Below are 21,851 nucleotides of genomic sequence, written 5' to 3'. Positions count from 1 at the left end.
CGATCAGTCTTGCTTATCGGTATTGCCCTTGAGCACCATATAGATCAGTGCCACAAAAATCAGAAGTGCGCCCGCAAGGCTACTGATACAGAAATATAAAATTCGCTGATTGGTGGTCATATTGAACAGTTCATTGGCGAGGATGTAACGCATAAAGAACCACTGAGCCAGTGAAAACACAATAATTACAATTGTGTGTCGACGTACATCAGGACGCATTGCCATAAGACTGACCTCTCAATAAAAAGCAGCTTATTATGCCACTAGCAGGCATGATCGCAAAGTAAAACCATGTAATATAAGAAACCTATAAAATCAAAAAACCCTGCATCAAGCAGGGTTCCACCGAATCATAAACCTAAAGTTTATTTCTCTTCAGCTTTTGCTTTTTCACGTAAACGGATACCTAAGTCACGCAATTGATTTGCCTCAACTGGCGCTGGCGCTTGAGTTAACGGACATTCAGCAGTCTTGGTTTTCGGGAATGCAATCACATCACGAATCGAAGATGCACCTGTCATCAACATGATCAAACGGTCAAGACCAAATGCCAAACCACCGTGCGGAGGCGCACCGTAACGCAACGCATTCAATAAGAAGCTGAATTTCTCTTCTGCTTCTTCTTCACCAATACCTAACGCTTCAAAAATTGCTTTTTGCATTTCCAGAGTATAGATACGCAGTGAACCGCCACCGATTTCAGTACCGTTGAGGACCATATCGTATGCAACTGAAAGTGCTGCACCTGGATTGCTCTTCACTTCTTCAACACTTGATTTTGGCAGTGTGAATGGGTGATGTACAGAAGTCCATTTGCCATCATCAGTTTCCTCAAACATTGGGAAGTCAACCACCCAAAGTGGAGCCCACTCACAAGTTGCAAGATTCAGGTCATGACCGATTTTGACACGAAGTGCGCCCATTGCATCATTTACAACTTTGGCTTTATCTGCACCAAAGAATACGATGTCGCCATTTTCAGCACCAACACGTTTAAGAAGATCAAGTACGATTGGTTCGATGAATTTAACGATTGGAGACTGTAGACCTTCGATGCCTTTTTCAAGTTCGTTGACCTTAATATAAGCCAAACCTTTTGCACCGTAGATACCTACGAATTTGGTGTATTCATCAATCGCACTACGTGGGAGTGAACCCACGCCTGGTACACGTAAAGCAACGATACGGCCTTTCGGGTCTTTAGCAGGACCAGCGAACACTTTGAACTCAACGTCCTGCATCAAGTCTGCAACGTCAACAAGTTTCAATGGAATACGCATATCTGGCTTGTCAGATGCATAATCACGCATAGCATCGTTATACGTCATACGTTCAAATTTATCGAATTTCACATTCAATAATTCATTGAACATTTTAACCGTTAGGCCTTCCATTAAATCCATGATGTCATCGTCACTCATGAACGATGTTTCAACGTCGATTTGGGTAAATTCAGGCTGACGATCCGCACGTAAATCTTCATCACGGAAACATTTGGCAATTTGGTAATAACGGTCAATACCACCGACCATCAACAACTGTTTAAACAATTGTGGTGATTGTGGAAGTGCGTAGAAGCTACCATTAGACACACGGCTTGGCACTAAATAATCGCGTGCACCTTCAGGTGTGGCACGGGTCAAAATTGGTGTTTCAACGTCAAGGAAACCATGATCTTCAAAATAATTACGGATCAGGTTGGTGACTTTAGAACGGAAACGTAAGCGATCTAACATCTCTGGACGGCGAATGTCCAAGAAACGGTATTTCAAGCGAATTTCTTCTGAAATATTGGTGTTTTCGTCATTTAATGGGAATGGAGGCGTTTCAGAAGCAGCAAGAACTTCAATTTCTTTTGCCAAAACTTCAATCTGGCCACTCACCATATTGGCATTTTCAGTGCCTTCGTAGCGACGGCGAACACGGCCTGTAATTTTTAATACAAATTCAGAACGCGCTTTATCCGCAGTTGCGAATGCTTCTGGGGTATCAGGGTCAATAACGACTTGAACCAGACCATCACGGTCACGCATATCCAGGAAAATCACACCGCCATGATCACGGCGACGGTGAACCCAACCGCATAAAGTCACTGTTTGATCGATTTGGGCTTCAGTTAAAGAGCCACAGTAATGAGTGCGCATCATATTGAATTATTATCCAAACTATATTGGCTGTAGAAGATGCATACGTAAACAGCGCAGCATCAATGGAGCGAAGATTATGCCTTGTTGAACGTCCAGTCTCAAGTCTTAATGCTTTGGGGACAATCCTAATTCAATGCTTTGGGTTAAAATTCTGCCATATAGGCTTTTCGATGCAGCAACAAACTCATTAAACAGCAAATACTAAATAGTATCAGTCCATTTTGGGAGAATTGGTTGATGGCTTTGCCAATAAAGAAATAACGTTCAGTATTCCACAGTTCAGCCGAAATGGTGTGGCTGTATTTCCATACTGCCAACATGCCGCCAGTCACTGAAATGGCCATACTCAGCAGGGCAAACAGCTTTATTTTCCGTGATACAGGCGTGTCCTGTTTGTAGGTTTGGTAATAGTTTAGACACATCCACAATAATAAAGGCAAGCTGAGAATGGATGATGCAATTTGCAGAATAAAATGCAGGGGATAATGAACATTCCATAGGGAAACATTTTGGGCGAGCGTGTCTTGAAAGGCAAAGGTGCGGAAGTCTAAATGAGTCAATCCATCCCAGATGAGATGTGTTGCTGTTCCTAAAATGATGGCTAAACAACACATCAGTATAAAAGCCACCGCCTCATCAAAGGATTTGACCTTTAAAGGGTGCCTGGTCCCTAAAAAACGATAAATCACGGGTCGATACAGTAAATACCACAACAGGCAAAAGCATAAGCCAATCGGAAGATTGGGAAATAAAATCCCTGACCATTGATGGGTTAACACAATGGTTTCTGTTGTAAACAGGCGATACAGGTCTGGTGTCATACAACCGATGGCTAAGGCTGCAATGGGTAAATGACCTCGACTAAGTTTGGATAAGGGTGGGGCAAGTACCGCATGGGAAAGGGTAAAGGGCATAAGCTTGAATCATGAAGAATGCTTAAATCATGGAGTGGCAGTTTAACAAATGAAGTTTGCATGTATGTTTTTTATTGCAAAAATAATGAAATGTTATAATATAACAAAAATAAAGATCGACTGATTTGAGACACGGTATGTCATTTCCGAAAAATATTCTAACCTTATCCATTTTGGCTGTTGCGTCTGTATCTGTATTTGCCGCAGAAAATGAGCAGGCGACCACGCTGGACACCATCCGCATCAAGGCGCATCCACTTGAGCAAACCTCAAAGGACTTTGCAGTTGCAGACACTGTGGTAGACCAAAAACGCTTGGCGCAAGGGGCAGTGACCATTGGCGAGGCATTGAGTGGTGAAACGGGAATTTCCTCCAATCAGTTTGGAGCGGGTTCTAGCCGACCTGTGATTCGTGGGCAAGATGGTCCACGCGTGAAGATTCTACAAAACTCATCTGAAAATATTGATGTATCAACACTTTCCCCAGACCATGCGGTAACGGTTGATCCAGCACTGGCAAAACAGGTTGAAGTAATTCGTGGGCCATCCACCTTGTTGTTTGGTGCTGGAACAGTGGGCGGTCTGGTGAATGTCACCGATAGTAAACTTCCAACAGCAATGCCAGAAAAGGGCTATGAGGGCAATGTTGGCCTGCGTTACAACACGGGCAGTGATGAAAAGCTGGCAAGTGCGGGTGTAACGCTGGGCTTGGGTGATCAGGTTGCCTTGCGTGTTGAGGGCTTAAAGCGTGAAGCCAATGACTATATTGCACCAGATTATGTACATGAGGGCGAAAAGGAACGCCGTGTTGACAACACCTTTGCCAAAGGTCAAACGGTAAATGTCGGTTTGTCATGGATTTATGATCGTGGCTTTACGGGGATTTCCTATAGCAACCGTCAGGATCAATATGGCTTGCCAGGACATAGCCATGAATATGAAAGCTGTCATTTACATGGACTCAGCCTGCACTGTGGTGAACACGACCATGATGAAGAGGAGCATGACCACGAAGATCACGACCATGATCATGCACATGAAGCAGGTCCCTGGATTGACCTGAAATCTGAACGTTATGATGTACGTACAGAACTGGATGATCCGTTTGCAGGCTTTAAAAAGTTGCGTGCACAGGCCAGCTATACCGACTACCAGCATGATGAAATTGAAGAAGACACCATTGCAACCCGTTTTAAAAACAAGGGCTATGATGGACGTTTAGAATTGGTACACAATCCACTGGGTGCATGGGAGGGTGTGATTGGTACACAGTACGGACAACAAAAGCTGGAACTTACGGGTGAAGAAGCCTTTTTGGCACCAAACACCACCAAAAAATGGAGTGTGTTCGCTTTGGAACATGCCCAGTTTGATGATGTGCATGTCGAGCTAGCGGCACGGGCAGACCAGCAAAAAATTGATATTGATGATTCAAGCAAAAAAGATTTCGACGGTTCAGCCTTTTCTGTTTCTGGTGCAGCCAACTGGGAGTTTGCGCCAAACTACAAGCTTTCTTTGGTAACGTCTCATCAGGAGCGTTTGCCTTTGGCGCAGGAGCTTTATGCAGAGGGTGGACATTTTGCCACCAATACCTATGAGCTGGGCAATGACCAACTGGGCAAAGAGAAATCAAATAATGTGGAACTGGGCTTCCATTATGATGATCAGACCTTTGATTATCATGTCCACGTGTATCACAACTGGTTTGATGACTATATCTATGCCCAAACCTTAGACCGTTATAAGGACTTCCGTCTGGTGCAGTATGCACAGGACAAAGCCAAGTTCTATGGTGCGGAAGCGGAAGCAGGCTATCAAATTTCTCCAATTTATAAGCTGGGTGTATTTGGTGACTATGTACGTGGCAAGATCGATAATGACAATGCGCCACGTGTACCCGCAGGTCGTTTAGGAACTAAGGTCAATGCTAATTTTGATGATCACTGGAGTGGTTCGGCTGAGTATTACCATGTGTTCCAGCAGGACAAGATTGCGGCTTATGAAACCGACACCCAAAGCTATAACATGCTTAATCTCGGTGTCGCATACTCAGGCAAGTACAGTAATGTCAGTGATTATCGGGTGTTCCTGAATGCCAACAACCTGCTGGATGATCAGGTCTATCAACATGCCTCATTCCTCTCGACCATTCCACAGGTAGGACGTAACTTTACTGTTGGTGTGAACTTTAGTTTCTAATTTGTCACTTAAATCTTATTGAAAAATCAAAGCATAAGCTCTAGCCTTAACCCATTAGGCTAGGGCTTTTTCTGTTTATATGCGTATCTTCCAACGAATCCATCAAAAATTAAACTGGTCAGGTCGGCGTTACATGGCAGTCATATTGAGTATTGTGGTGATTGGGTACATTGCTTCGGCAATTTACCACACTGTAAAACCGCTCCCACAAGGGCTGGATTTTACGGGACAACTGCGCCATGCCAATGTGAAATTTCTGGCAGATCAAACTTATATGGATGCGCAGGGTCAGCAACAGGTAGACCAATATATTTTCAGGGAAGTCTTTCAACTGATTGATCAGGCACAGAGCACAATTGTGCTGGATATGTTCCTGTTTAATCAGGAAGTTGGAAAATCCAAAGTTAAACAGTTTCCTTTAATGCAGCAACTGACCGATGCATTGATCGCAAAGCGTCATCAAGACCCAAATATTCAGGTGGTTGTCATTACTGATCCAATCAATTCTGTTTATGGTGGGATTGCACCAAAGCATTACCGTCAGCTACGTCAGGCAGGCGTGGATGTGATTGAAACAGATTTAAAACCATTGCGTGCATCGAATCCATTGTGGTCAGGTTTCTGGTATATCTGCTGCCAAAGTCTGGGTAATAACCCAGAAAAAGGCTGGTTAAGTAATCCTTTCGGCGATGAAAAGATTACCCTGCGCAGTTATCTGGAACTATTTAACTTTAAGGCGAATCACCGTAAAACATTGGTGGTGGATACAGAGCAGGGTTGGAAAAGTCTGGTGACTTCCGCCAATCCACACGATGGCAGTTCACATCATAGTAATGTGGCGTTGGTGGTGGATGGACCAACAGCAATTGATGTGCTTAAAACTGAACAGGCGGTTGCGCAAATGTCACAGGGTTCCAGTCCTTTTGTGATTATGGGCGGATTCACTGAAGACAAAAGTTTGCCACAAGTTCAGGTGCTGACTGAAAAAGCCATTTATGATGCCGTACTCAACATGATTCATGAGGCCAAGCCTAAAGAACATCTGGATATGGCCATGTTCTATCTGTCTGAGCGCAATGTTATTGAGGTATTGAAGCAGGCACAGCAACGTGGAGTCAATATTCGTTTAATGATTGACCCAAACAAGGATGCCTTTGGTCGTCAAAAAAATGGTATTCCAAATCGTCAGGTGGCTTCGGAGCTACATGCCGCAGGCATCCCGATCCGTTGGTGTGATACGCATGGCGAACAGTGTCATAGCAAAATGCTGGTCAAATACAATGCCCAGCAAGCTGAGCTAATTTTGGGTTCAGCGAACCTCACTGCACGTAACCTGAAAAACTATAACCTTGAAACTGATATGCGAGTGGTTGGCTCAGCACAGGCGCAGGTGTTTAAAGATGCAGGACAATATTTTGATGCGGCATGGAGCAATGCCAATGCTCGTCAAGTGACAGTTGATTATGCAAAATATGCAGATGAATCGAAAACCAAATACTGGTTATATCGTTTTATGGAATGGTCAGGATTATCGACTTTTTAATTGTAGGATGAAATTGTAGGGGCGAACTGTGTTCGCCTTGTTATAGAAATCATCATATTGATGTTTATTGCTCATTCGGGCGAACACAGTTCGCCCCTACTTTTTGTAGAAACAGTCTAATTCCCATTGAGCGGGATTATTTTCAATATATTCACGAATGTGCATATAATCTCTTGTATTACGGATAATATGATCATGAAAGGATTTCTGCCAAGGTGAAAACCCTGCCTTTTTCGTAATGACACCTTTCCATTGTTTAATAATCCGTGACACTGTAGGGAGCACTAGAGTTTTGTAAGGCATTTGTTCATGGTATGCCACATTATCAATCGCAATGATCATATGTACATGATTTGGCATAATGACATAACAATCTAAAGTTATATGTGAATAAATCGTCATTAATTTTTCTGTTTCTTGGATCACCAATCTACCTAGTTCGGAGGGAATTAAAACAGCAGTATCTTCTGGATGGGTTGGATTTGATTTTACAGAAATTTCCCCCAATAAAGTTTGTCGATCTTGAATACAGACTGTAATAAAATAAGCACCATTTTGACTATAGTCATAGCCCATTAAACGATTAGATTTACGTTGTTTAGCAATATTCATATTATTGGTCTGTAGGGGCGAACTGTGTTCGCCTTATTATAAAAATTATGATATTTCTGTTTATTGCTTATTTAGGCGAACACAGTTCGCTCTTAAATTTACAGATTCGGTGGAATCAACTGATCTAAATCTTTATCTGCCAGCTGATCGAGTTCACTAAGATCCGTTTTGATTTTCCACTGGCTTTCATCTTCCACAGGTGTTGGAAGTCGTACTTCCAGCCAGTCACACACTACATCAGGACTAAACTCAGCATGGTTGCACTGGATCACCCAGGCCAGAAAGTCTTTGGCTTCACCATTCATGTAGGGTGGCGGTGAAACAGGAAAGAACTGGGTTGGCAAGCGTTCATTGGTGGATAAATAATTCAGTACATGCCCAAGTTCCTGAACGGTCTGCCATGCCAAAGGATGTTCAACATCAATATTGAATTTAAACCACCATGCATGTTGACCATCTGTACCATGCGCCACGATTCTGGATTCCTGCACACTTGGAACCTTACAGAAGAATTGATAGAGACGATCAAAATTCATTTCAGACACTGACATTGCCCCAAAACTGAAAAATGGATTTTAGCATATTCTTAATCTGAGCAAGAAAATCCCTCCTTATTTCATCCTTGATTTGCCCTGAATGGTATCGAATGGTAACAGTCATTGCTGGTTTTTTGTTCTAAAATAAAAATTACGATTTGATCATGGGAGAGGGCAATGTTGCGATCTAAATACGATGTTTATGCTTTTATTGGTGTGTTGAGCTGTCTCCCCGCAATGGTCTATGCCGATAATGCCTGGAGTGGCTATAGTGGGGTGGAGCGCCGTTCCTCGCATCAGGCTTCGCCATCTTACCAGCAGCCTGCACAGGACCCATTTGCCTTTTCAAACCAGCGCTATACCCCCACTGCGCCACCAAAAGGCTATTATTATCAGCCCTATCAAAATAATAACCACCCTTACCCCAACCATCGACCAGGTGTTCGGATTGAATATTATCCAGATACCCAATATGAGGGCAGTTATCGCCGTGAGTCTTTCGTGGTGGGGAATGAGCTGCCTGGTGAGTTCCGTAGTGAGCGTTATGTGGTTCGTGACTGGGACTATTATTCCTTACGTGAGCCGCCACGCGGTCGACACTGGGTTATGGTGGATGGACGTTATCTCTTGGTAACTGATGATAATTTCACCATTGAAATTATTCGCTGATTTTCGATGAGTTCTAAATTTTCCTTGCATCATGAATCTCCATAATTTCTTGGAATTCATTACAAAGCTTTGCAATGTCATGGGTTTTATTCATGGTTTCTCCTTGAGTTTCTCTTAATCTGGATACAGGTCAAACAGAGGATCAAACAATGAAAAAGACGGCAATATTACTTGTATCAACCTTAATGCTTGGTGTTTCTGCATCTGCGATGGCAGATTCAAATCGCTGGAACAATCATCACGATTATAAAGATCGTTACGACCATCGTTATGACCGCCATGACCATCGTGAAGCCCGCTGGTCAAATGATAGGGGCAACAAATATGGTCAGCGTGTTGTTTTTAAACGTGGTGACCAGTTGCCATCGGCATTCCGTAGTAACCGCTATGTGGTGTCAAACTACCGCCTACATCGCCTGTATGAACCACCACGTGGTTATAACTGGATGCAGGTACAGGGCAAATATGTACTGGTGGATTCAAAATACCGTGTCTATCGGGTTGCATAACATGATCGATCAAAAGCAGGCATCAAGCCTGCTTTTTTATTTATGCCAGTTCATCATCTTGGGGTTGAGGTATTTTATTGGCAGGAATTTGCTTTTCTTGATCTTTGCTACGAATCACGGATGGGTAGTTCCATGAAGCAAAACGCACCACTAAAATGGCTAGGGCGAGGATTAAAATAGAACCCGTAATAATCACCTGATCCATTGAGGCTTTATGATTGTGCTGAATATCAGCAATCAGTAAACGGGTCAGTGCGGTAATTGCCACGTAAATCAAAAAGCGCACGGGCATATGATTGGTCTTGAAATAAATCCCAACCATCGCCCCCAGTTCAAGATAGATAAATAACAGCAGAATATCGTCAATGCTTGCGTATTGCTTAACGGTCAGGATTTCAATCACTGTATGCACGGCTGACCATGCGATCATACAGCCAATAATAAACAGCGCCAGATAATGAAAGGCTTCAACTGCATAGTGACCTAAACGGTCGAATAGACGTTGTAGGTCTTCAAGTTTCTCTTTTGAACTAGACATGGAAATTTAATGTACTCAACATGATCATGAAAATGGATGCAATTTTTATGCTGATTTTACAACGGTCATAAAAAAACTGCCTAAACCAATTGGTCTAGGCAGTTTGCATAATCAGACTAAAATTAAGCCTGATTAGTGAAGTAATCTTCGCTAAAGTTCATGATCAAGTCAGAACCTGCCTTGATTTTCGCAAGACGAGAATCAAGTTCTGGCAAGATACGCTCAACATAGTACTGCGCCAAAGCCAATTTGTTTTGGTAGAAATCACCAGACTTGTCTTTAGCAGCAGCAGCGATCTTCGCGAACATATAGCTAAAGCTCAGTAGGCCAACTGCATGTAGATAATCCACCGCAGCAGCATTCGGGAAATCTACATTTTCAGCAGCTTGTTCAATCATGAATTGGGTGATGGCTTCAATTTCAGTTGCAGCATCTAAGGTTGCATCTTTAATGAAGTTCAAGTCTGTGTCCAGTGCATTGGCAAAGTCACGGATTTCAGCGATATATTCAGCAATGAACGCACCGCCACACTTAATGGTCTTACGACCAATCAAGTCTTGAGACTGAACGCCGTTGGTACCTTCATAGATTTGAGCAATACGAAGATCACGGATACATTGTTCCATACCCCACTCACGGATATAGCCGTGACCACCGAACACCATTTGCGCATCCAGAGTTGCTTGGAATGCAGTATCTGTGAGGTATGCTTTTGCAATCGGTGTTAATAGCGCAACACGGTCATTGGCTTTTTTCACTGCTTCTGCATCAGTTGAGAACTTGGTGATGTCCAGTTGTTGCCCTACATACACTGCAAAGGCACGAGATGCTTCATTGTTGGCACGTACGTTGAGCAACATACGGCGCACATCACCATGCACTAAAATGCTGTCTGCTGGTTTGTTTGGCGATTGTACACCAGCAGCACTACGACCCTGTAAACGGTCAGTCGCATACTGTGCCGCATTTTGATAGGCAAATTCAGAAGCACCTAGACCTTGAATACCCATAGACAAACGTTCGTAGTTCATCATCACGAACATTGCCGCAAGACCTTCGTTTTCTTTACCAACAAGGTAACCTTTGGCACCGTCAAAGTTCATCACGCAAGTCGCAGATGCCTTGATGCCCATTTTGTGTTCAATTGAACCAGGACCAACAGGGTTACGCTCACCTAAAGAACCATCTTCATTTAACAGGAACTTCGGTACGATGAATAAAGAAATACCACGTGAACCCGCAGGTGCATCAGGTGTTTTTGCAAGAACAAGGTGGATGATGTTTTCAGCGAGATCGTTGTCACCACCTGTGATGAAGATTTTCGTACCTGTAATGTTGTAAGTACCATCTTCGTTACGTTCAGCTTTGGTTTTGATAATCCCTAAATCAGTCCCTGCATGTGGCTCGGTTAAGCACATGGTGCCAGACCATTCACCAGAATAGATTTTAGGCAGGTAAGTTTCTTTCTGCTCTTGAGATGCATAGCTGTTTAAAGCCATACCTGCGCCCACAGAAAGAAGCGGGTAAAGCATGAAAGATGGGTTGGTTGCGAACAGCATTTCATCAGAAAGTACAGTCAGCATTTTTGGCATGCCTTGACCGCCCCATTCCTCATCGGCACCTAGACCGATCCAGCCACCCTCAGCATATTGGCGGAAAGCATCCTTGAAACCTGCTGGTGTAAACACGTCGCCATTTTCCCAACGCGCGCCTTCTTCATCGCCAGTACGGTTCAATGGATGGGTCACGTTTTGGGCAAACTTTGCCATTTCCTCTAAAATCGCTTCAGCAGTTGCGGCATCTACATGAGCAAGCTTCTCATTAGACTGCCAAAATTGTTCTGCTTTAAATACATCATTTAAGATGAATTTCATGTCTGCTAATGGGGCATTATAAATTGGCATAATCGTTCCTTTTTACGCACAGGTCATGTGCAAAGTGATCAAATAAAACGAACAAATAAATGAATGGTGTAAATTTAGCACTGATTAAACAAAAAAAGGACGGTCAAAACTGACCAGTCCTTTTTCTGTGATGAACGTTGCATCTCATTCTAAACTATGTTTAGAAAGCGAAGTGTTCTGCATCAAGTTCAAACAATGGTGCAACACCTGTTGAAAGCACGTCTACGTGAGAGCGAACACGTGGCAGGATCTTCTTGAAGTAGAAGCGGGCAGTGCTGATTTTCGCATTGTAGAAGTCAACGTCAGTTGTGCCTTCAGCCAGTTTCTCTTGTGCAACCAATGCCATACGTGCCCATAGGTAAGCAAGTGTGACATAACCAGAGAAGTATAGGTAGTCAACCGCAGCCGCACCCACTTCATCAGGGTTTTGCATTGCACGCATGCCGATTTGCATGGTGATGTCGCCCCATTCCTTGTTGGCAGCAGCCAATGGCGCAACAAATTCCTGCATTGCAGCATTGTCTTTGTTTGCTTCAACAAATTTATGGATGATCTTGGTGAAGTCTTTCAACATTGCGCCCTGAGTTTGCAATACTTTACGACCTAGCAAGTCAAGTGCCTGAATCTCAGTGGTACCTTCGTACAAGCAGGCAATACGTGTATCACGTACAATTTGCTCCATACCGTGCTCAGAGATGAAGCCGTGACCACCAAATACCTGTACACCGTGCTTCGCAGATTCAGAACCCGTTTCAGTCAGGAATGCTTTAGCAATAGGTGTCAACAAAGACAGGATATTGTCAGCAAACTTACGCTCTTCCTCAGTTTCGCCTTTTTCAACGATGTCTGCATATTGAGCCAATAAGTAAACCAGCGCACGACCACCTTCAGCAAATGACTTTTGTGTTAAAAGCATGTTGCGAACAGCAGGGTGAACGATGATTGGGTCTGCTTCTTTTTCAGGTGCTTTAGGGCCAGAAAGAGAACGCATTGCCAAACGGTCTTTGGCATAGGTTAAAGCGCCCTGGAAAGAAGATTCAGATGCAGACAAACCTTGAACCGCTGTACCAATACGTGCAGTGTTCATGAATGTGAACATGCAGTTTAGACCACGGTTTTCAGGCCCAATCAAGTAACCTTTTGCCTGATCAAAGTTAATGACACAAGTTGCATTACCGTGAATACCCATTTTGTGTTCGATTGAACCACAACGAACCGCATTACGCTCGCCCACAGAACCATCTTCATTAACATGGAACTTAGGAACGATAAAGAGTGAAATACCTTTGGTGCCTTTAGGCGCGCCTGGTAAACGAGCTAAAACGATATGGATGATGTTGTCAGCCATGTCGTGCTCACCAGCAGAGATAAAGATTTTCTCGCCAGAGATTGCATAGCTGCCATCTGCATTTGGCTCTGCTTTAGAACGGATGATGCCCAAGTCTGAACCTGCATGAGATTCAGTTAAGCACATGGTGCCTGTCCAGACACCTGAAACAAGGTTCGGTAGGTAAGTGGCTTTCTGTTCGTCAGAACCCCAGTGCTCAAGGGTACGTACCGCACCATGAGACAAGCCAGGATACATACCCCAAGCCCAGTTTGCTGTACCCACCATTTCAGAGATTGCAATCCCCAAAGAGTTTGGCAATGCCTGACCGCCAAATTCTTCATCAGCAGAAAGCGATGGGAAGCCCAGCTCGATATATTTTTGATACGCTTCCTTGAAACCTGTAGGCGTAGTGACAACACCGTCATTCCAAGTACAACCTTCACGGTCACCGACTTGGTTTAAAGGAGAAAGCTCATTCTCACAGAAGTCAGCCGCTGCTTCTAAATATTGATCAACCAATTCACGGCTTACGTTGCCTTGAAATGCAGGCAGTTTTGCGTAATGTGCTTCAGCATTTAATAATTCGTGCAATACGAACTGCATATCACGTAAGGGTGCTTTGTATTGTGGCATAGCGGGTTCCTCAATACTGGTGAAACCAGAGTTATAATCTTAGTCAATGATAAATGTGCCCAATTGGCTCCATTTTGTAGCGCTAATCGTGCAACAAGTCATCGTTCGGTACAAGCTTTTACAGGTCATTTCTGAGTGACTGCTAAGTCAAAGTTTGTGGTTCAACCTGTTTAAGGGTTTAGATTGTAGGTGTTTTTTATACTTTTGACTTAAACTGCATGTTGAAAATCGTAAGCAGCTGTGTAGATAAAAAAAGGGCGCTTAACGCGCCCGTGAGGAAGAGGAAAGAGGTGGGGTGATTAAGCCTGACGTTTAAAGTTGGCCTGGTCTGGGGTAAAGCGAACTTCGCATGTCCCCTCAATGGTGCGGTTGTTCCATTGAATGTTGACACGCTCACCAATACGTTTGCCCTGACAGGCGGTGACAATTTTTGCCCGTTGCGCTTCATGTTCTTCACGTATTTTTGCGCGTTGATCTAAACGTTGTTCACGTTTTGCCTGCCATTCCGCACGCTGTTCAGGGGTGAGCTGTGGGCGCTGTTTAAAGCCACGGTCGCCATCCCGCTGCATTGGGTATTTGCCGTGACGGTGTCCATCTGCATAGGTATTGGGTGCTGTAGACTGACAGGCTGTTAAACCAAACATGGCTGTCATCAATGTGCCGAGCAATAATGTATTTTTAAGATTCATGGTGGTGTTTCCAATCTGCGTTATTTTTGATAGTTAAAGATTAGATAATAAAGATGAAGAAACAATGGAGAGTTTTTTTCAACCATGTTGGGTACAATCCATAAATAGAACAATATTGAGACTAAGCTTTTGAATGTTCGTCGTGTCCCGATCGCGCTACGCCTGTTTTTGACAGTCCTGCTCACCACCTTGCTGATCGCAACGATTAGTCTGGGGATTTTGCACTGGACCATGCAAAAAAACTTTGCGCGCTATGTCGCCGATGTGGAAATGCAGAAACTGGACCGCCTCATTGCCAATCTGGGCAATGTCTATACGGTTTACCATGACTGGGGCAATGCCATTCAGGCGCAGATTCTTCAAATCGAGGGTACGGCAGCACCTGATGACTATGACCGTTTATCGCAGTGGTGGTTGCGTCGCCAGTATGACATCGCATTGCAGCAACGTTATTTTAATGACCACACCTTACTTAGTCTTTCCCCAACACTGGCACAAAACAATACTGAAATCAAAAGCCGTCAAATTTTTAATGAAGAAGAGTTGAATATTCTAAAAAAGAATTTACCCTCAGAATATCAACCATTTGAGGGCCTAAAATTTCCATTGCGTGCCAGCCAGTTTCGGCTAAAATCCGATGAAAAAGGCAGTAAACAACAAAGCACCGTTGAAAGTGGTAAAAAACGTTTTGTGTCAATTCCTGATCGCTTGGGCTTAAGTTCGCGTCTCTCGCTGTATGATGCCAAACACCAGTTTATTGTAGGCGAGCCTGCGTCAGATCAAATTTCCTACCGCCCGATTATGGTGGGGCAGGATGTGGTGGGCTATCTGGGACTGAAACCTGTACTCGATCAGGATGATGCATCCAGTATCAACTTCTTTAGTAATCAAAAACGATATCTGCTTTTGGTCTATGCGCTTACCGTGCTGTCGAGTCTGGTTGCGGCATTATTGATGGCGACCTACTTTAAGAAACCGATTCAACGTTTGCTCAATGCAACACTGGAAATGACGCGTGGCAACTACCAGCATCAGGTAGTGATTAAACGCAATGATGAGTTGGGGGATTTATCCAATCAACTCAATCATCTGGCTGACATCCTCCATCAACATGAGGAGTCCCGCCGTCAATGGGTGGCGGATACCTCACATGAGTTGAAAACGCCATTGGCGGTATTGCAGGCACAGATTGAGGCGATGCAGGATGGAATCCGTAAAGCTACACCTGAACATCTGGATGCCATGATGCGTCAAGTGACCAGTTTAAAGAAACTGACACAGGACTTGGCAGATTTGGCGCAGGCGGATGCACAGCAACTCAAATGCTATTTTGCTGAGGTCAACCCTTGGGATGTGGTGTTGCAGGAAGTTGAAAACTTTAAATCCACTTTTGAACAGAATCAGTTGGAAGTTTCACTGTCAGGCGAGAGCGTGTTGTTATCTTTAGACCGTGACCGCTTTAAACAGATTATCGTCAATTTGTTAGGGAACTGTGTGCGTTACACGGAACAGGGTGGAAAAATACAGATTCACACTCAACAAAATGAGCAACAATGGATACTGTATGTCGATGACAGTCCATTGGGTGTCAATGATGAGCAACTTGCACGTTTAGGCGAACGTTTCTACCGTGTGGATGACTCCCGTACCCGTAGCACTGGAGGCACAGGTCTGGGCTTGGCATTGTCCTGTAAATTGGCACAGGCATTGGGTGGTTCACTGAGCTTTGATCATTCACCTTTGGGTGGATTACGTTGTGTACTGACTTTCCCAAAACAGATCAAATAACTTTTTAGCTCCTCTTTGCTTGAGGATAATGGATAGGATGAAGACCATGAAACACATTATGTTGGTTGAGGATGAGGTTGAACTGGCAGAGCTGGTTCGGGATTATTTGGAGGCGGCTGGCTTTGAGGTCAGCATGTTTCATGATGGTCAAGATGCCTACACCCAGTTTCAACAACGTAAACCTAGCTTAATGATTCTGGACCTGATGGTGCCACGTATGGATGGCCTAACCATTTGCCGTAAGGTGCGTGAACAGTCAGACTTGCCGATTATCATGGTAACAGCGCGTACTGAAGAAATTGACCGCGTGTTGGGCTTAAATATGGGTGCAGATGACTATATCTGTAAACCCTTTAGTCCGAAAGAACTGGTTGCACGCGTTCAAGCGGTGTTGCGCCGTTTGGAGCGTAAGGCTGAACCTGAACAAGATGATTTATTCCGTATTGATAAGGCGCAGCAACGTATCTGGTATCAGCAAAGGGCACTGACTTTAACGCCAACAGAGTTTCGTTTATTAGAATTGTTTTTAGAACATTTAGGTCAGGTATATTCACGGGCGCAACTACTGGATCATATTAACCCTGACAGTTTTGATGTGGCAGATCGGGTGATTGACAGTCATATTAAAAATCTGCGCCGTAAAATCACCGAAGCTGCTGATACTGGCAATCGTCATGAATGGATTCAGGCAGTGTATGGGGTTGGTTATCGTTTTGAATATCCTGATGAGTAAAAAATATAAGCCCTTTATTAATAAAGGGCTATTAAATAATCAATTGTCATTATAAATATAACTAGATATGATTATAAAAAACCTAAGTATGGTTTTATAAAATCCTAAATTTAAAAATTTAGATAACAATTTTCTATAAAAAGGGGTTATAGAATGTTTAAGAAAACATTGTTGGTTTTAGCTTGTTCAGCCATTTTAACTGCTTGTGGTGGAGGCGGTGATTCATCATCAAATAATGGTGGTAATAATCCTGAAAATCCAGCCATTCCAGCATCAGATCTGGATAAGGCAAAGCAATTGGTAGATACAACAAATACTATTATTAGTTATTTTGATAGTTTTGATGGATTGCAATCACAATACCAGCCAACATTTGATGCAATTAGTGATGCTGGCAGTGATATTGGTAATGCCAGTAGCTTGATTTTGACTTTAGCCTCATTGGCACAGCAAGATGCACAAGGTTCAGAAAAAGAATATAATGCGGCTCAGCTAGAGGCTTTATTAAAAGAAGACTCAACCTATGGCCAGTATTATTATCCTGATTATCAATTGAGCAATAATACGTTAAAAGTGAGTGTAAAGCCTGATTCTGTGACTGTAACAGGCAGCGTTACAGCTAAATATTGGACAGATTATGTCTGGGACTCTAAAACCCAGACAGGTCATGACGTTTTTGGTAATGACGCTACAGTGACCGTAAATAGTCTCCAGCTTAAGGCACCATTCTCGGCATCCCAATCAACTTATGATTTTAAACTGGTTGCTGGTGGGAAAATTGCGACCAAGAATGTTGTGAGCAAGAAAGAAGCGATTTTGGCGGTTAATAGTGATAGTACTGCTCAGGTTGTGTATAACAATGCAAAAAAACTGGATGACCGTTCTAGTGACCAAGCACCTAAGACTGCACAGTTTAAGTTTGCGAATATTGTGTTGACTGATGTTGGTACGGGTGCAGAGTTGAGCTTAACGGAGTTTTCAAGCAAGGCTACACAAGTTCAGTTTAAGGATGGTTCAAGTACATCAACTGAGCTTATCCCAACTGAGCTGAATTTAAAAGGTAAGGCTGTTGCTGGAAATGAGAATCTGAACTTAGAGGCAAGCATTAAATTAAATAATGATTTATCCAAAGTAATTGATATTACAGGTGGTGATGAATCTGCTGCTGCATTTATCAACGCGGACCTTAATGTGAAACTCAGTGGTAATGTCAAGGGTGGTGGTACCAGCATTAAACCATTTAGTATTGATTTAACTGCGAAGCGTAATGAGTATCAGAAAGGTACAGCAACGATTAAGGTTGCTGTAGATAAAGATGCGCTTACGGCTGATTTTAAAACAGATAATTTGATTGGTAATGATCCTAATGCGGCGCATGAGCCAACTGTATGGGCAAAACTGTCTCATGCCAATGGTGCTTATGTTGAAATTGCTGATCTTGACAAGTTTACGTCAGCACAGATTAAAGTGGGTAACACCTCATACGCTACAGTAAGCAAAGTCTCAGATAACGTATATTCTGCAAAATTCACAGATAATACCGTTAAAGCGATTGCACCATAATCATAAAAAGGAGAGGGGGAGTAAATCCCCCTTTTTATATGCTCAAAAAAAGTCTAGCTGTATTGGGAATGCTAATGCCTTTCTATTCCAATGCCCAGGAAAAAATCTATTATCAAGTACAGGCAGATGTATATAGTGAACCTTTGTCGATTCACGCATTTACAGATGATTGGGATGACCCAAACTTTAAATCGGGAAAAAATGCGTTTGCCCATGGTCTAATGCAGTTGGGTATTAAACAGGGTCAATGGGATTTTAGCTGGATTTGGCGTTATGATTATGTACTACGTTTTAGTCCAGACACTGCAAAATTATATTATCAGATCAAAAATGAAAAATTGATTGATGCCAATACTCAATATAATTTGCAACTAGAGGCACAGCATATTGATACGGTTGGGTCACGATTTGCATATACCTGGCAACTTTCACCTAACTGGAATGTAACTACAGGGGCAACAGCATTAATTGGCCGACATTATGCTGATGGTCAGGTGAATGCTTTGGCGAAAACCACAGATCAGGAACAACTTATGGATCGTGTGAAGTGGCTTAATGGTCAAATTGACTATAGTTATGACCAGCCAGCATTAAAAGAAGACAAAATGGGCTGGAATGAGCGAGCGAATCATGGATATGGTTTTGCATTTGATACTTCATTACAAGGGACTATGGCGAATCACTGGAAATTAAATATCAATATTCAGGATGCTTTGGCCTATTTATATTGGCAAGATACACCCTACACCCAATATCAGATTGCTTATGATCAGGATAAGCGTCCCCGATTTGATATTCAGGGACAATTTAATAAGTATCACCAATATACGCAGAAACTGCCTTTTAAAATTTATACTGATTTCAATTATCAGTCGGATCAGGCTTGGCAGTTAGGTATAAGCTCAATCAGCAATCAATATAGTAGTCTTTGGCAATTGAACGCTTATTGGGATAGAGGTGTACAATGGGGAATGCATTTTGAACCCCAGACCCATGCTTTTGGTTTATCCGTACAGCATCAAAATTTTGGCTTGAAATATATTGCGGATGATTTGAATACCAATCAGGCCAAGCGGATGGGAGCACAGTTATTTGCCCAGTATCAATGGTAGGGGCTAGGCAAAATAATAATCCACATCTAGACTTAACTCTAGCGTAAACAATTGTCTAATATTGGCTGCACTGACAAGTCGGTGATGTGGATTTTCAATATGTCCTGTTGCACTGATACTGAGTGAATATTGAGGATTAAAAAAGAGCTGCTGCAATGTGTGGTGATAAGGGAGTAACTGTTCCACTACATCAGTGATATGTTCATCCAGTTTTACTGTTTCTCGATCCAAACGCGAACATAATTTAATCAATGAATTCTGATGTTTTAATTGTCGTTTGGTTACAGGTTTAAATCCTTGATCAAAACACACTTCAAAAGTTAACTCGGGAAATAATTGTTGTAACTGATTTGCTGGTAATTTAGACCAAATACAGAAATAGGCATATTCACTACATGGACTTGGTTCTTCTGTTGTTGCGATTGGTTTTGCATAGGGATAATCATGCCCATCATCCTGATCTAAATAACCATGTAAGTGAAATCCAGCATTTAATTCGCTCAGTTCCCGCAAGAGATCAATATTCAGATGAAACCCTGCATTTTGTGTATTTGCACCATGCGTGACTAAATGCAAAGTTCGATGAAATGATGCAGGAAGCTGTAATATATTGGTTTTATTTTCAAGATAAGTAAACCAATGCTGGATTTGCTCTGCATTATTTAAATTTGGGTCAACATCAAAGCGAATACACATTTGCTGAAATTGATGTGTGCCATCATCACTGATTTGACCTTTATTCCATGCTTCATAGCCCCACATTCGATCAAAATGATATTGTTCAGAAATTTTCTGGACAGATTGTTCGCTGTCTTGAGTAATGGTGAAATAAAAATATTCACTGTAGCTTTGTTGTTGTGACACTATTTTTTGACTCTTAAATGAACAACTCACCTGAACCGCGATAGCGGCGTAAGGGAACTCAAACTGTTTAGAATTAAGATGAACAACTCACCATCACTTCAGGCATATCACTCGGCAAAGGTGCAATATCCTGTTCATTTTCCAAGTCTGGTTGCTTTTGATAAGGTTGATTGAGCAGTTCAAATAGACGGTCAACCTCACTGAAATCACCCCGTTCAGCCTGTTCAATGGCTTTTTGAGCCATATGGTTACGCAAAATATAATGTGGATTAACCTGTTGCATGGCTTGATTCAACTCATCAGTATCCTGATGCTGTCGAATGTTGTGATAACGTGTCAGGAAATCATCAAACTGTTGTACATGGATACAATCATCTCTTAATGCCTTGTAATTCTGTTGCTGTAAGCGAATAAAGCTTTGGGTGTAGTCGAGTTGTTCCACTTGCAAAATACCAAGAAAGGCAAAACCGCAATCCAGACTGTCTTTATGAAAATGGGGAAGTCCCATTTTTTGGCATAAACCCTGACCATAATGCTCTAAAAAGGTAGGTTCAAATTTTTCTAAACAAGTCGCCAAATCCAGTTTGAACTGTTCTTTATTTTCAGGCGTGGCTAGTGGAATAAGAGTATTGAGCCAAGTCCATAGATTCCAGTGTCCAATACTTGGCTGATTCTGGTAGGTATAGCGACCCTGATAGTCAGAGTGGTTGTTAATCCAGTTCGGGCGGAAACGTTCCATAAAGCCATACGGACCAAAATCCAGTGTTGAACCTGTAATATTTAAATTGTCTGTATTCATCACTCCATGCGCGAAACCCACCAATTGCCATTTGGCAATCATGATGGCAGTCCGTTCAACCACTGCCTGAGCGAAAGCAAGTACAGGATTCTCTGCTTCCAAACACTCAGGATAATGCCATTCGATACATCTTTGCGTAAAGTCAGGCAAAAGTTCAGGAGCATATTGATTGATCCACTCAAAATGACCGAAACGGATATGACAGTCTGAGGTGCGTAACAACATGGCACCCAGTTCCAATGTCTCACGCTGTACGCCCTGCGTTGAAGTGGTAAAACCGACTGCATGACTTGAAGCCACGCCAAGCGCATTCAGCGCATGTCCAGCCAGATATTCACGAATCACCGAACGCAGTACAGCACGACCATCACCCATACGAGAGTAGGGTGTGGGACCCGCACCTTTAAGATGGAGATCAATGGTTTGTCCTTGCTGGTTGAGAATTTGCCCAATCAACAAGCCACGACCATCGCCCAACTGTCCAGCCCATTGTCCAAATTGATGTCCTGCATAGACCATTGCTAAAGGTGGAAATTCAGCAAAGGTTTTTTGTCCGCTACAAATCTCAACCCAGTTGACTTTATCCTCTTCACTCCATTGCAATTCATCAGCTAATGCTTCATTAAAGTGACCAGCTTTTGCACCACGTAAAGGACTGGGCTGTTGCTGATGGTAAAGTTTAGGATTGAGGGAAGCATAGCGGGGATTGAATTGCATAAACTGGACATCGTGATCGGGGTTAAAAATGAATATAGCAAATTATGTTGCCA

Annotated in this window: 19 protein-coding genes; 8 read left to right on the top strand and 11 right to left on the bottom strand. The window is 42.8% G+C overall.

Annotated elements, in window-relative coordinates:
* Positions 1 to 3: 3 nt before the first annotated feature.
* From QLH32_RS07870 to QLH32_RS07860, 3 genes are all read right to left on the bottom strand, one after another.
* Complete coding sequence (locus QLH32_RS07870) at positions 4 to 225, bottom strand: hypothetical protein (RefSeq protein WP_004675553.1); 222 nt, start codon at positions 223 to 225, stop codon at positions 4 to 6.
* A 140-nt stretch (positions 226 to 365) separates the two neighbouring features.
* Entirely contained in the window at positions 366 to 2,147 is a 1,782-nt protein-coding gene (gene aspS, locus QLH32_RS07865; protein ID WP_283269015.1) for an aspartate--tRNA ligase, read from the bottom strand.
* A 143-nt stretch (positions 2,148 to 2,290) separates the two neighbouring features.
* Complete coding sequence (locus QLH32_RS07860) at positions 2,291 to 3,061, bottom strand: DUF4184 family protein (protein WP_283269014.1); 771 nt, start codon at positions 3,059 to 3,061, stop codon at positions 2,291 to 2,293.
* A 137-nt stretch (positions 3,062 to 3,198) separates the two neighbouring features.
* Between QLH32_RS07860 and znuD the strand changes: the two genes are divergently transcribed.
* Both znuD and QLH32_RS07850 read left to right on the top strand, forming a co-directional pair.
* Complete coding sequence (gene znuD, locus QLH32_RS07855; protein ID WP_283269011.1) at positions 3,199 to 5,259, top strand: zinc piracy TonB-dependent receptor ZnuD; 2,061 nt, start codon at positions 3,199 to 3,201, stop codon at positions 5,257 to 5,259.
* 79 nt (positions 5,260 to 5,338) lie between these two features.
* On the top strand, positions 5,339 to 6,802 hold the full coding sequence (locus QLH32_RS07850; protein WP_283269009.1) for a phospholipase D family protein: 1,464 nt from the start codon (positions 5,339 to 5,341) through the stop codon (positions 6,800 to 6,802).
* Positions 6,803 to 6,898: 96 nt separating this feature from the next.
* On the opposite strand, the gene QLH32_RS07845 is transcribed toward QLH32_RS07850, so the two are convergent.
* The gene (locus QLH32_RS07845) at positions 6,899 to 7,414 is read right to left on the bottom strand and encodes a transposase (RefSeq protein WP_283269008.1); all 516 of its coding nucleotides are present in this window, start codon (positions 7,412 to 7,414) and stop codon (positions 6,899 to 6,901) included.
* A 98-nt stretch (positions 7,415 to 7,512) separates the two neighbouring features.
* Positions 7,513 to 7,959: a hypothetical protein gene (locus tag QLH32_RS07840; RefSeq protein ID WP_283269007.1), complete on the bottom strand. Its 447-nt coding sequence runs from the start codon at positions 7,957 to 7,959 to the stop codon at positions 7,513 to 7,515.
* Positions 7,960 to 8,127: 168 nt separating this feature from the next.
* On the opposite strand from QLH32_RS07840, the gene QLH32_RS07835 reads away from it, so the two are divergent.
* Positions 8,128 to 8,619: an RcnB family protein gene (locus QLH32_RS07835; RefSeq protein ID WP_267981959.1), complete on the top strand. Its 492-nt coding sequence runs from the start codon at positions 8,128 to 8,130 to the stop codon at positions 8,617 to 8,619.
* A 149-nt stretch (positions 8,620 to 8,768) separates the two neighbouring features.
* The gene (locus tag QLH32_RS07830) at positions 8,769 to 9,128 is read left to right on the top strand and encodes an RcnB family protein (protein ID WP_267981958.1); all 360 of its coding nucleotides are present in this window, start codon (positions 8,769 to 8,771) and stop codon (positions 9,126 to 9,128) included.
* 40 nt (positions 9,129 to 9,168) lie between these two features.
* Here the strand turns inward: QLH32_RS07830 and QLH32_RS07825 are convergent, their stop codons facing one another.
* The 4 genes from QLH32_RS07825 to QLH32_RS07810 form a co-directional block, all read right to left on the bottom strand.
* Positions 9,169 to 9,666, bottom strand: coding sequence for a phosphate-starvation-inducible protein PsiE (locus QLH32_RS07825; protein ID WP_283269005.1), 498 nt, complete (start codon positions 9,664 to 9,666; stop codon positions 9,169 to 9,171).
* Positions 9,667 to 9,788: 122 nt separating this feature from the next.
* Complete coding sequence (locus QLH32_RS07820) at positions 9,789 to 11,570, bottom strand: acyl-CoA dehydrogenase C-terminal domain-containing protein (protein ID WP_283269004.1); 1,782 nt, start codon at positions 11,568 to 11,570, stop codon at positions 9,789 to 9,791.
* Positions 11,571 to 11,730: 160 nt separating this feature from the next.
* Positions 11,731 to 13,533, bottom strand: a complete 1,803-nt coding sequence (locus QLH32_RS07815) for an acyl-CoA dehydrogenase C-terminal domain-containing protein (protein ID WP_283269003.1) — start codon at positions 13,531 to 13,533, stop codon at positions 11,731 to 11,733.
* Between the two features lie 299 nt (positions 13,534 to 13,832).
* Positions 13,833 to 14,222, bottom strand: coding sequence for a heavy-metal resistance (locus tag QLH32_RS07810; protein WP_283269002.1), 390 nt, complete (start codon positions 14,220 to 14,222; stop codon positions 13,833 to 13,835).
* 129 nt (positions 14,223 to 14,351) lie between these two features.
* On the opposite strand from QLH32_RS07810, the gene baeS reads away from it, so the two are divergent.
* The 4 genes from baeS (at position 14,352) to QLH32_RS07790 (ending at position 19,418) form a co-directional block, all read left to right on the top strand.
* Entirely contained in the window at positions 14,352 to 16,010 is a 1,659-nt protein-coding gene (baeS, locus tag QLH32_RS07805) for a sensor histidine kinase efflux regulator BaeS (protein WP_283269001.1), read from the top strand.
* Between the two features lie 46 nt (positions 16,011 to 16,056).
* On the top strand, positions 16,057 to 16,743 hold the full coding sequence (locus tag QLH32_RS07800) for a response regulator (RefSeq protein ID WP_283269000.1): 687 nt from the start codon (positions 16,057 to 16,059) through the stop codon (positions 16,741 to 16,743).
* Between the two features lie 153 nt (positions 16,744 to 16,896).
* Positions 16,897 to 18,306: a hypothetical protein gene (locus QLH32_RS07795; RefSeq protein WP_283268999.1), complete on the top strand. Its 1,410-nt coding sequence runs from the start codon at positions 16,897 to 16,899 to the stop codon at positions 18,304 to 18,306.
* A gap of 38 nt (positions 18,307 to 18,344) precedes the next feature.
* Positions 18,345 to 19,418 carry a hypothetical protein gene (locus QLH32_RS07790; protein ID WP_283268998.1) on the top strand — a complete coding sequence of 358 codons (1,074 nt, stop codon included), beginning with the start codon at positions 18,345 to 18,347 and terminating at the stop codon, positions 19,416 to 19,418.
* Between the two features lie 3 nt (positions 19,419 to 19,421).
* Here the strand turns inward: QLH32_RS07790 and QLH32_RS07785 are convergent, their stop codons facing one another.
* Positions 19,422 to 20,282, bottom strand: coding sequence for a DUF4279 domain-containing protein (locus QLH32_RS07785; RefSeq protein ID WP_283268997.1), 861 nt, complete (start codon positions 20,280 to 20,282; stop codon positions 19,422 to 19,424).
* A 73-nt stretch (positions 20,283 to 20,355) separates the two neighbouring features.
* On the bottom strand, positions 20,356 to 21,798 hold the full coding sequence (locus tag QLH32_RS07780) for a protein adenylyltransferase SelO (protein ID WP_283268995.1): 1,443 nt from the start codon (positions 21,796 to 21,798) through the stop codon (positions 20,356 to 20,358).
* Positions 21,799 to 21,851: the final 53 nt, after the last annotated feature.

It is taken from the genome of Acinetobacter corruptisaponis, from assembly GCF_030053775.1.
Classification (GTDB): Bacteria; Pseudomonadota; Gammaproteobacteria; order Pseudomonadales; family Moraxellaceae; genus Acinetobacter; species Acinetobacter corruptisaponis.
Note: the sequence above shows the minus strand (reverse complement) of the source record. Positions and strands in the feature narration are given on the sequence as shown.

What these genes read in the sequence shown, in the direction of transcription:
- QLH32_RS07870 (WP_004675553.1), bottom strand. Translation starts at nt 225, where the DNA reads ATGGCAATGCGTCCTGATGTACGTCGACACACAATTGTAATTATTGTG.
- aspS (WP_283269015.1), bottom strand. Translation starts at nt 2,147, where the DNA reads ATGATGCGCACTCATTACTGTGGCTCTTTAACTGAAGCCCAAATCGAT.
- QLH32_RS07860 (WP_283269014.1), bottom strand. Translation starts at nt 3,061, where the DNA reads ATGCCCTTTACCCTTTCCCATGCGGTACTTGCCCCACCCTTATCCAAA.
- znuD (WP_283269011.1), top strand. Translation starts at nt 3,199, where the DNA reads ATGTCATTTCCGAAAAATATTCTAACCTTATCCATTTTGGCTGTTGCG.
- QLH32_RS07850 (WP_283269009.1), top strand. Translation starts at nt 5,339, where the DNA reads ATGCGTATCTTCCAACGAATCCATCAAAAATTAAACTGGTCAGGTCGG.
- QLH32_RS07845 (WP_283269008.1), bottom strand. Translation starts at nt 7,414, where the DNA reads ATGAATATTGCTAAACAACGTAAATCTAATCGTTTAATGGGCTATGAC.
- QLH32_RS07835 (WP_267981959.1), top strand. Translation starts at nt 8,128, where the DNA reads ATGTTGCGATCTAAATACGATGTTTATGCTTTTATTGGTGTGTTGAGC.
- QLH32_RS07830 (WP_267981958.1), top strand. Translation starts at nt 8,769, where the DNA reads ATGAAAAAGACGGCAATATTACTTGTATCAACCTTAATGCTTGGTGTT.
- QLH32_RS07825 (WP_283269005.1), bottom strand. Translation starts at nt 9,666, where the DNA reads ATGTCTAGTTCAAAAGAGAAACTTGAAGACCTACAACGTCTATTCGAC.
- QLH32_RS07820 (WP_283269004.1), bottom strand. Translation starts at nt 11,570, where the DNA reads ATGCCAATTTATAATGCCCCATTAGCAGACATGAAATTCATCTTAAAT.
- QLH32_RS07815 (WP_283269003.1), bottom strand. Translation starts at nt 13,533, where the DNA reads ATGCCACAATACAAAGCACCCTTACGTGATATGCAGTTCGTATTGCAC.
- QLH32_RS07810 (WP_283269002.1), bottom strand. Translation starts at nt 14,222, where the DNA reads ATGAATCTTAAAAATACATTATTGCTCGGCACATTGATGACAGCCATG.
- QLH32_RS07800 (WP_283269000.1), top strand. Translation starts at nt 16,057, where the DNA reads ATGAAACACATTATGTTGGTTGAGGATGAGGTTGAACTGGCAGAGCTG.
- QLH32_RS07795 (WP_283268999.1), top strand. Translation starts at nt 16,897, where the DNA reads ATGTTTAAGAAAACATTGTTGGTTTTAGCTTGTTCAGCCATTTTAACT.
- QLH32_RS07790 (WP_283268998.1), top strand. Translation starts at nt 18,345, where the DNA reads ATGCTCAAAAAAAGTCTAGCTGTATTGGGAATGCTAATGCCTTTCTAT.
- QLH32_RS07780 (WP_283268995.1), bottom strand. Translation starts at nt 21,798, where the DNA reads ATGCAATTCAATCCCCGCTATGCTTCCCTCAATCCTAAACTTTACCAT.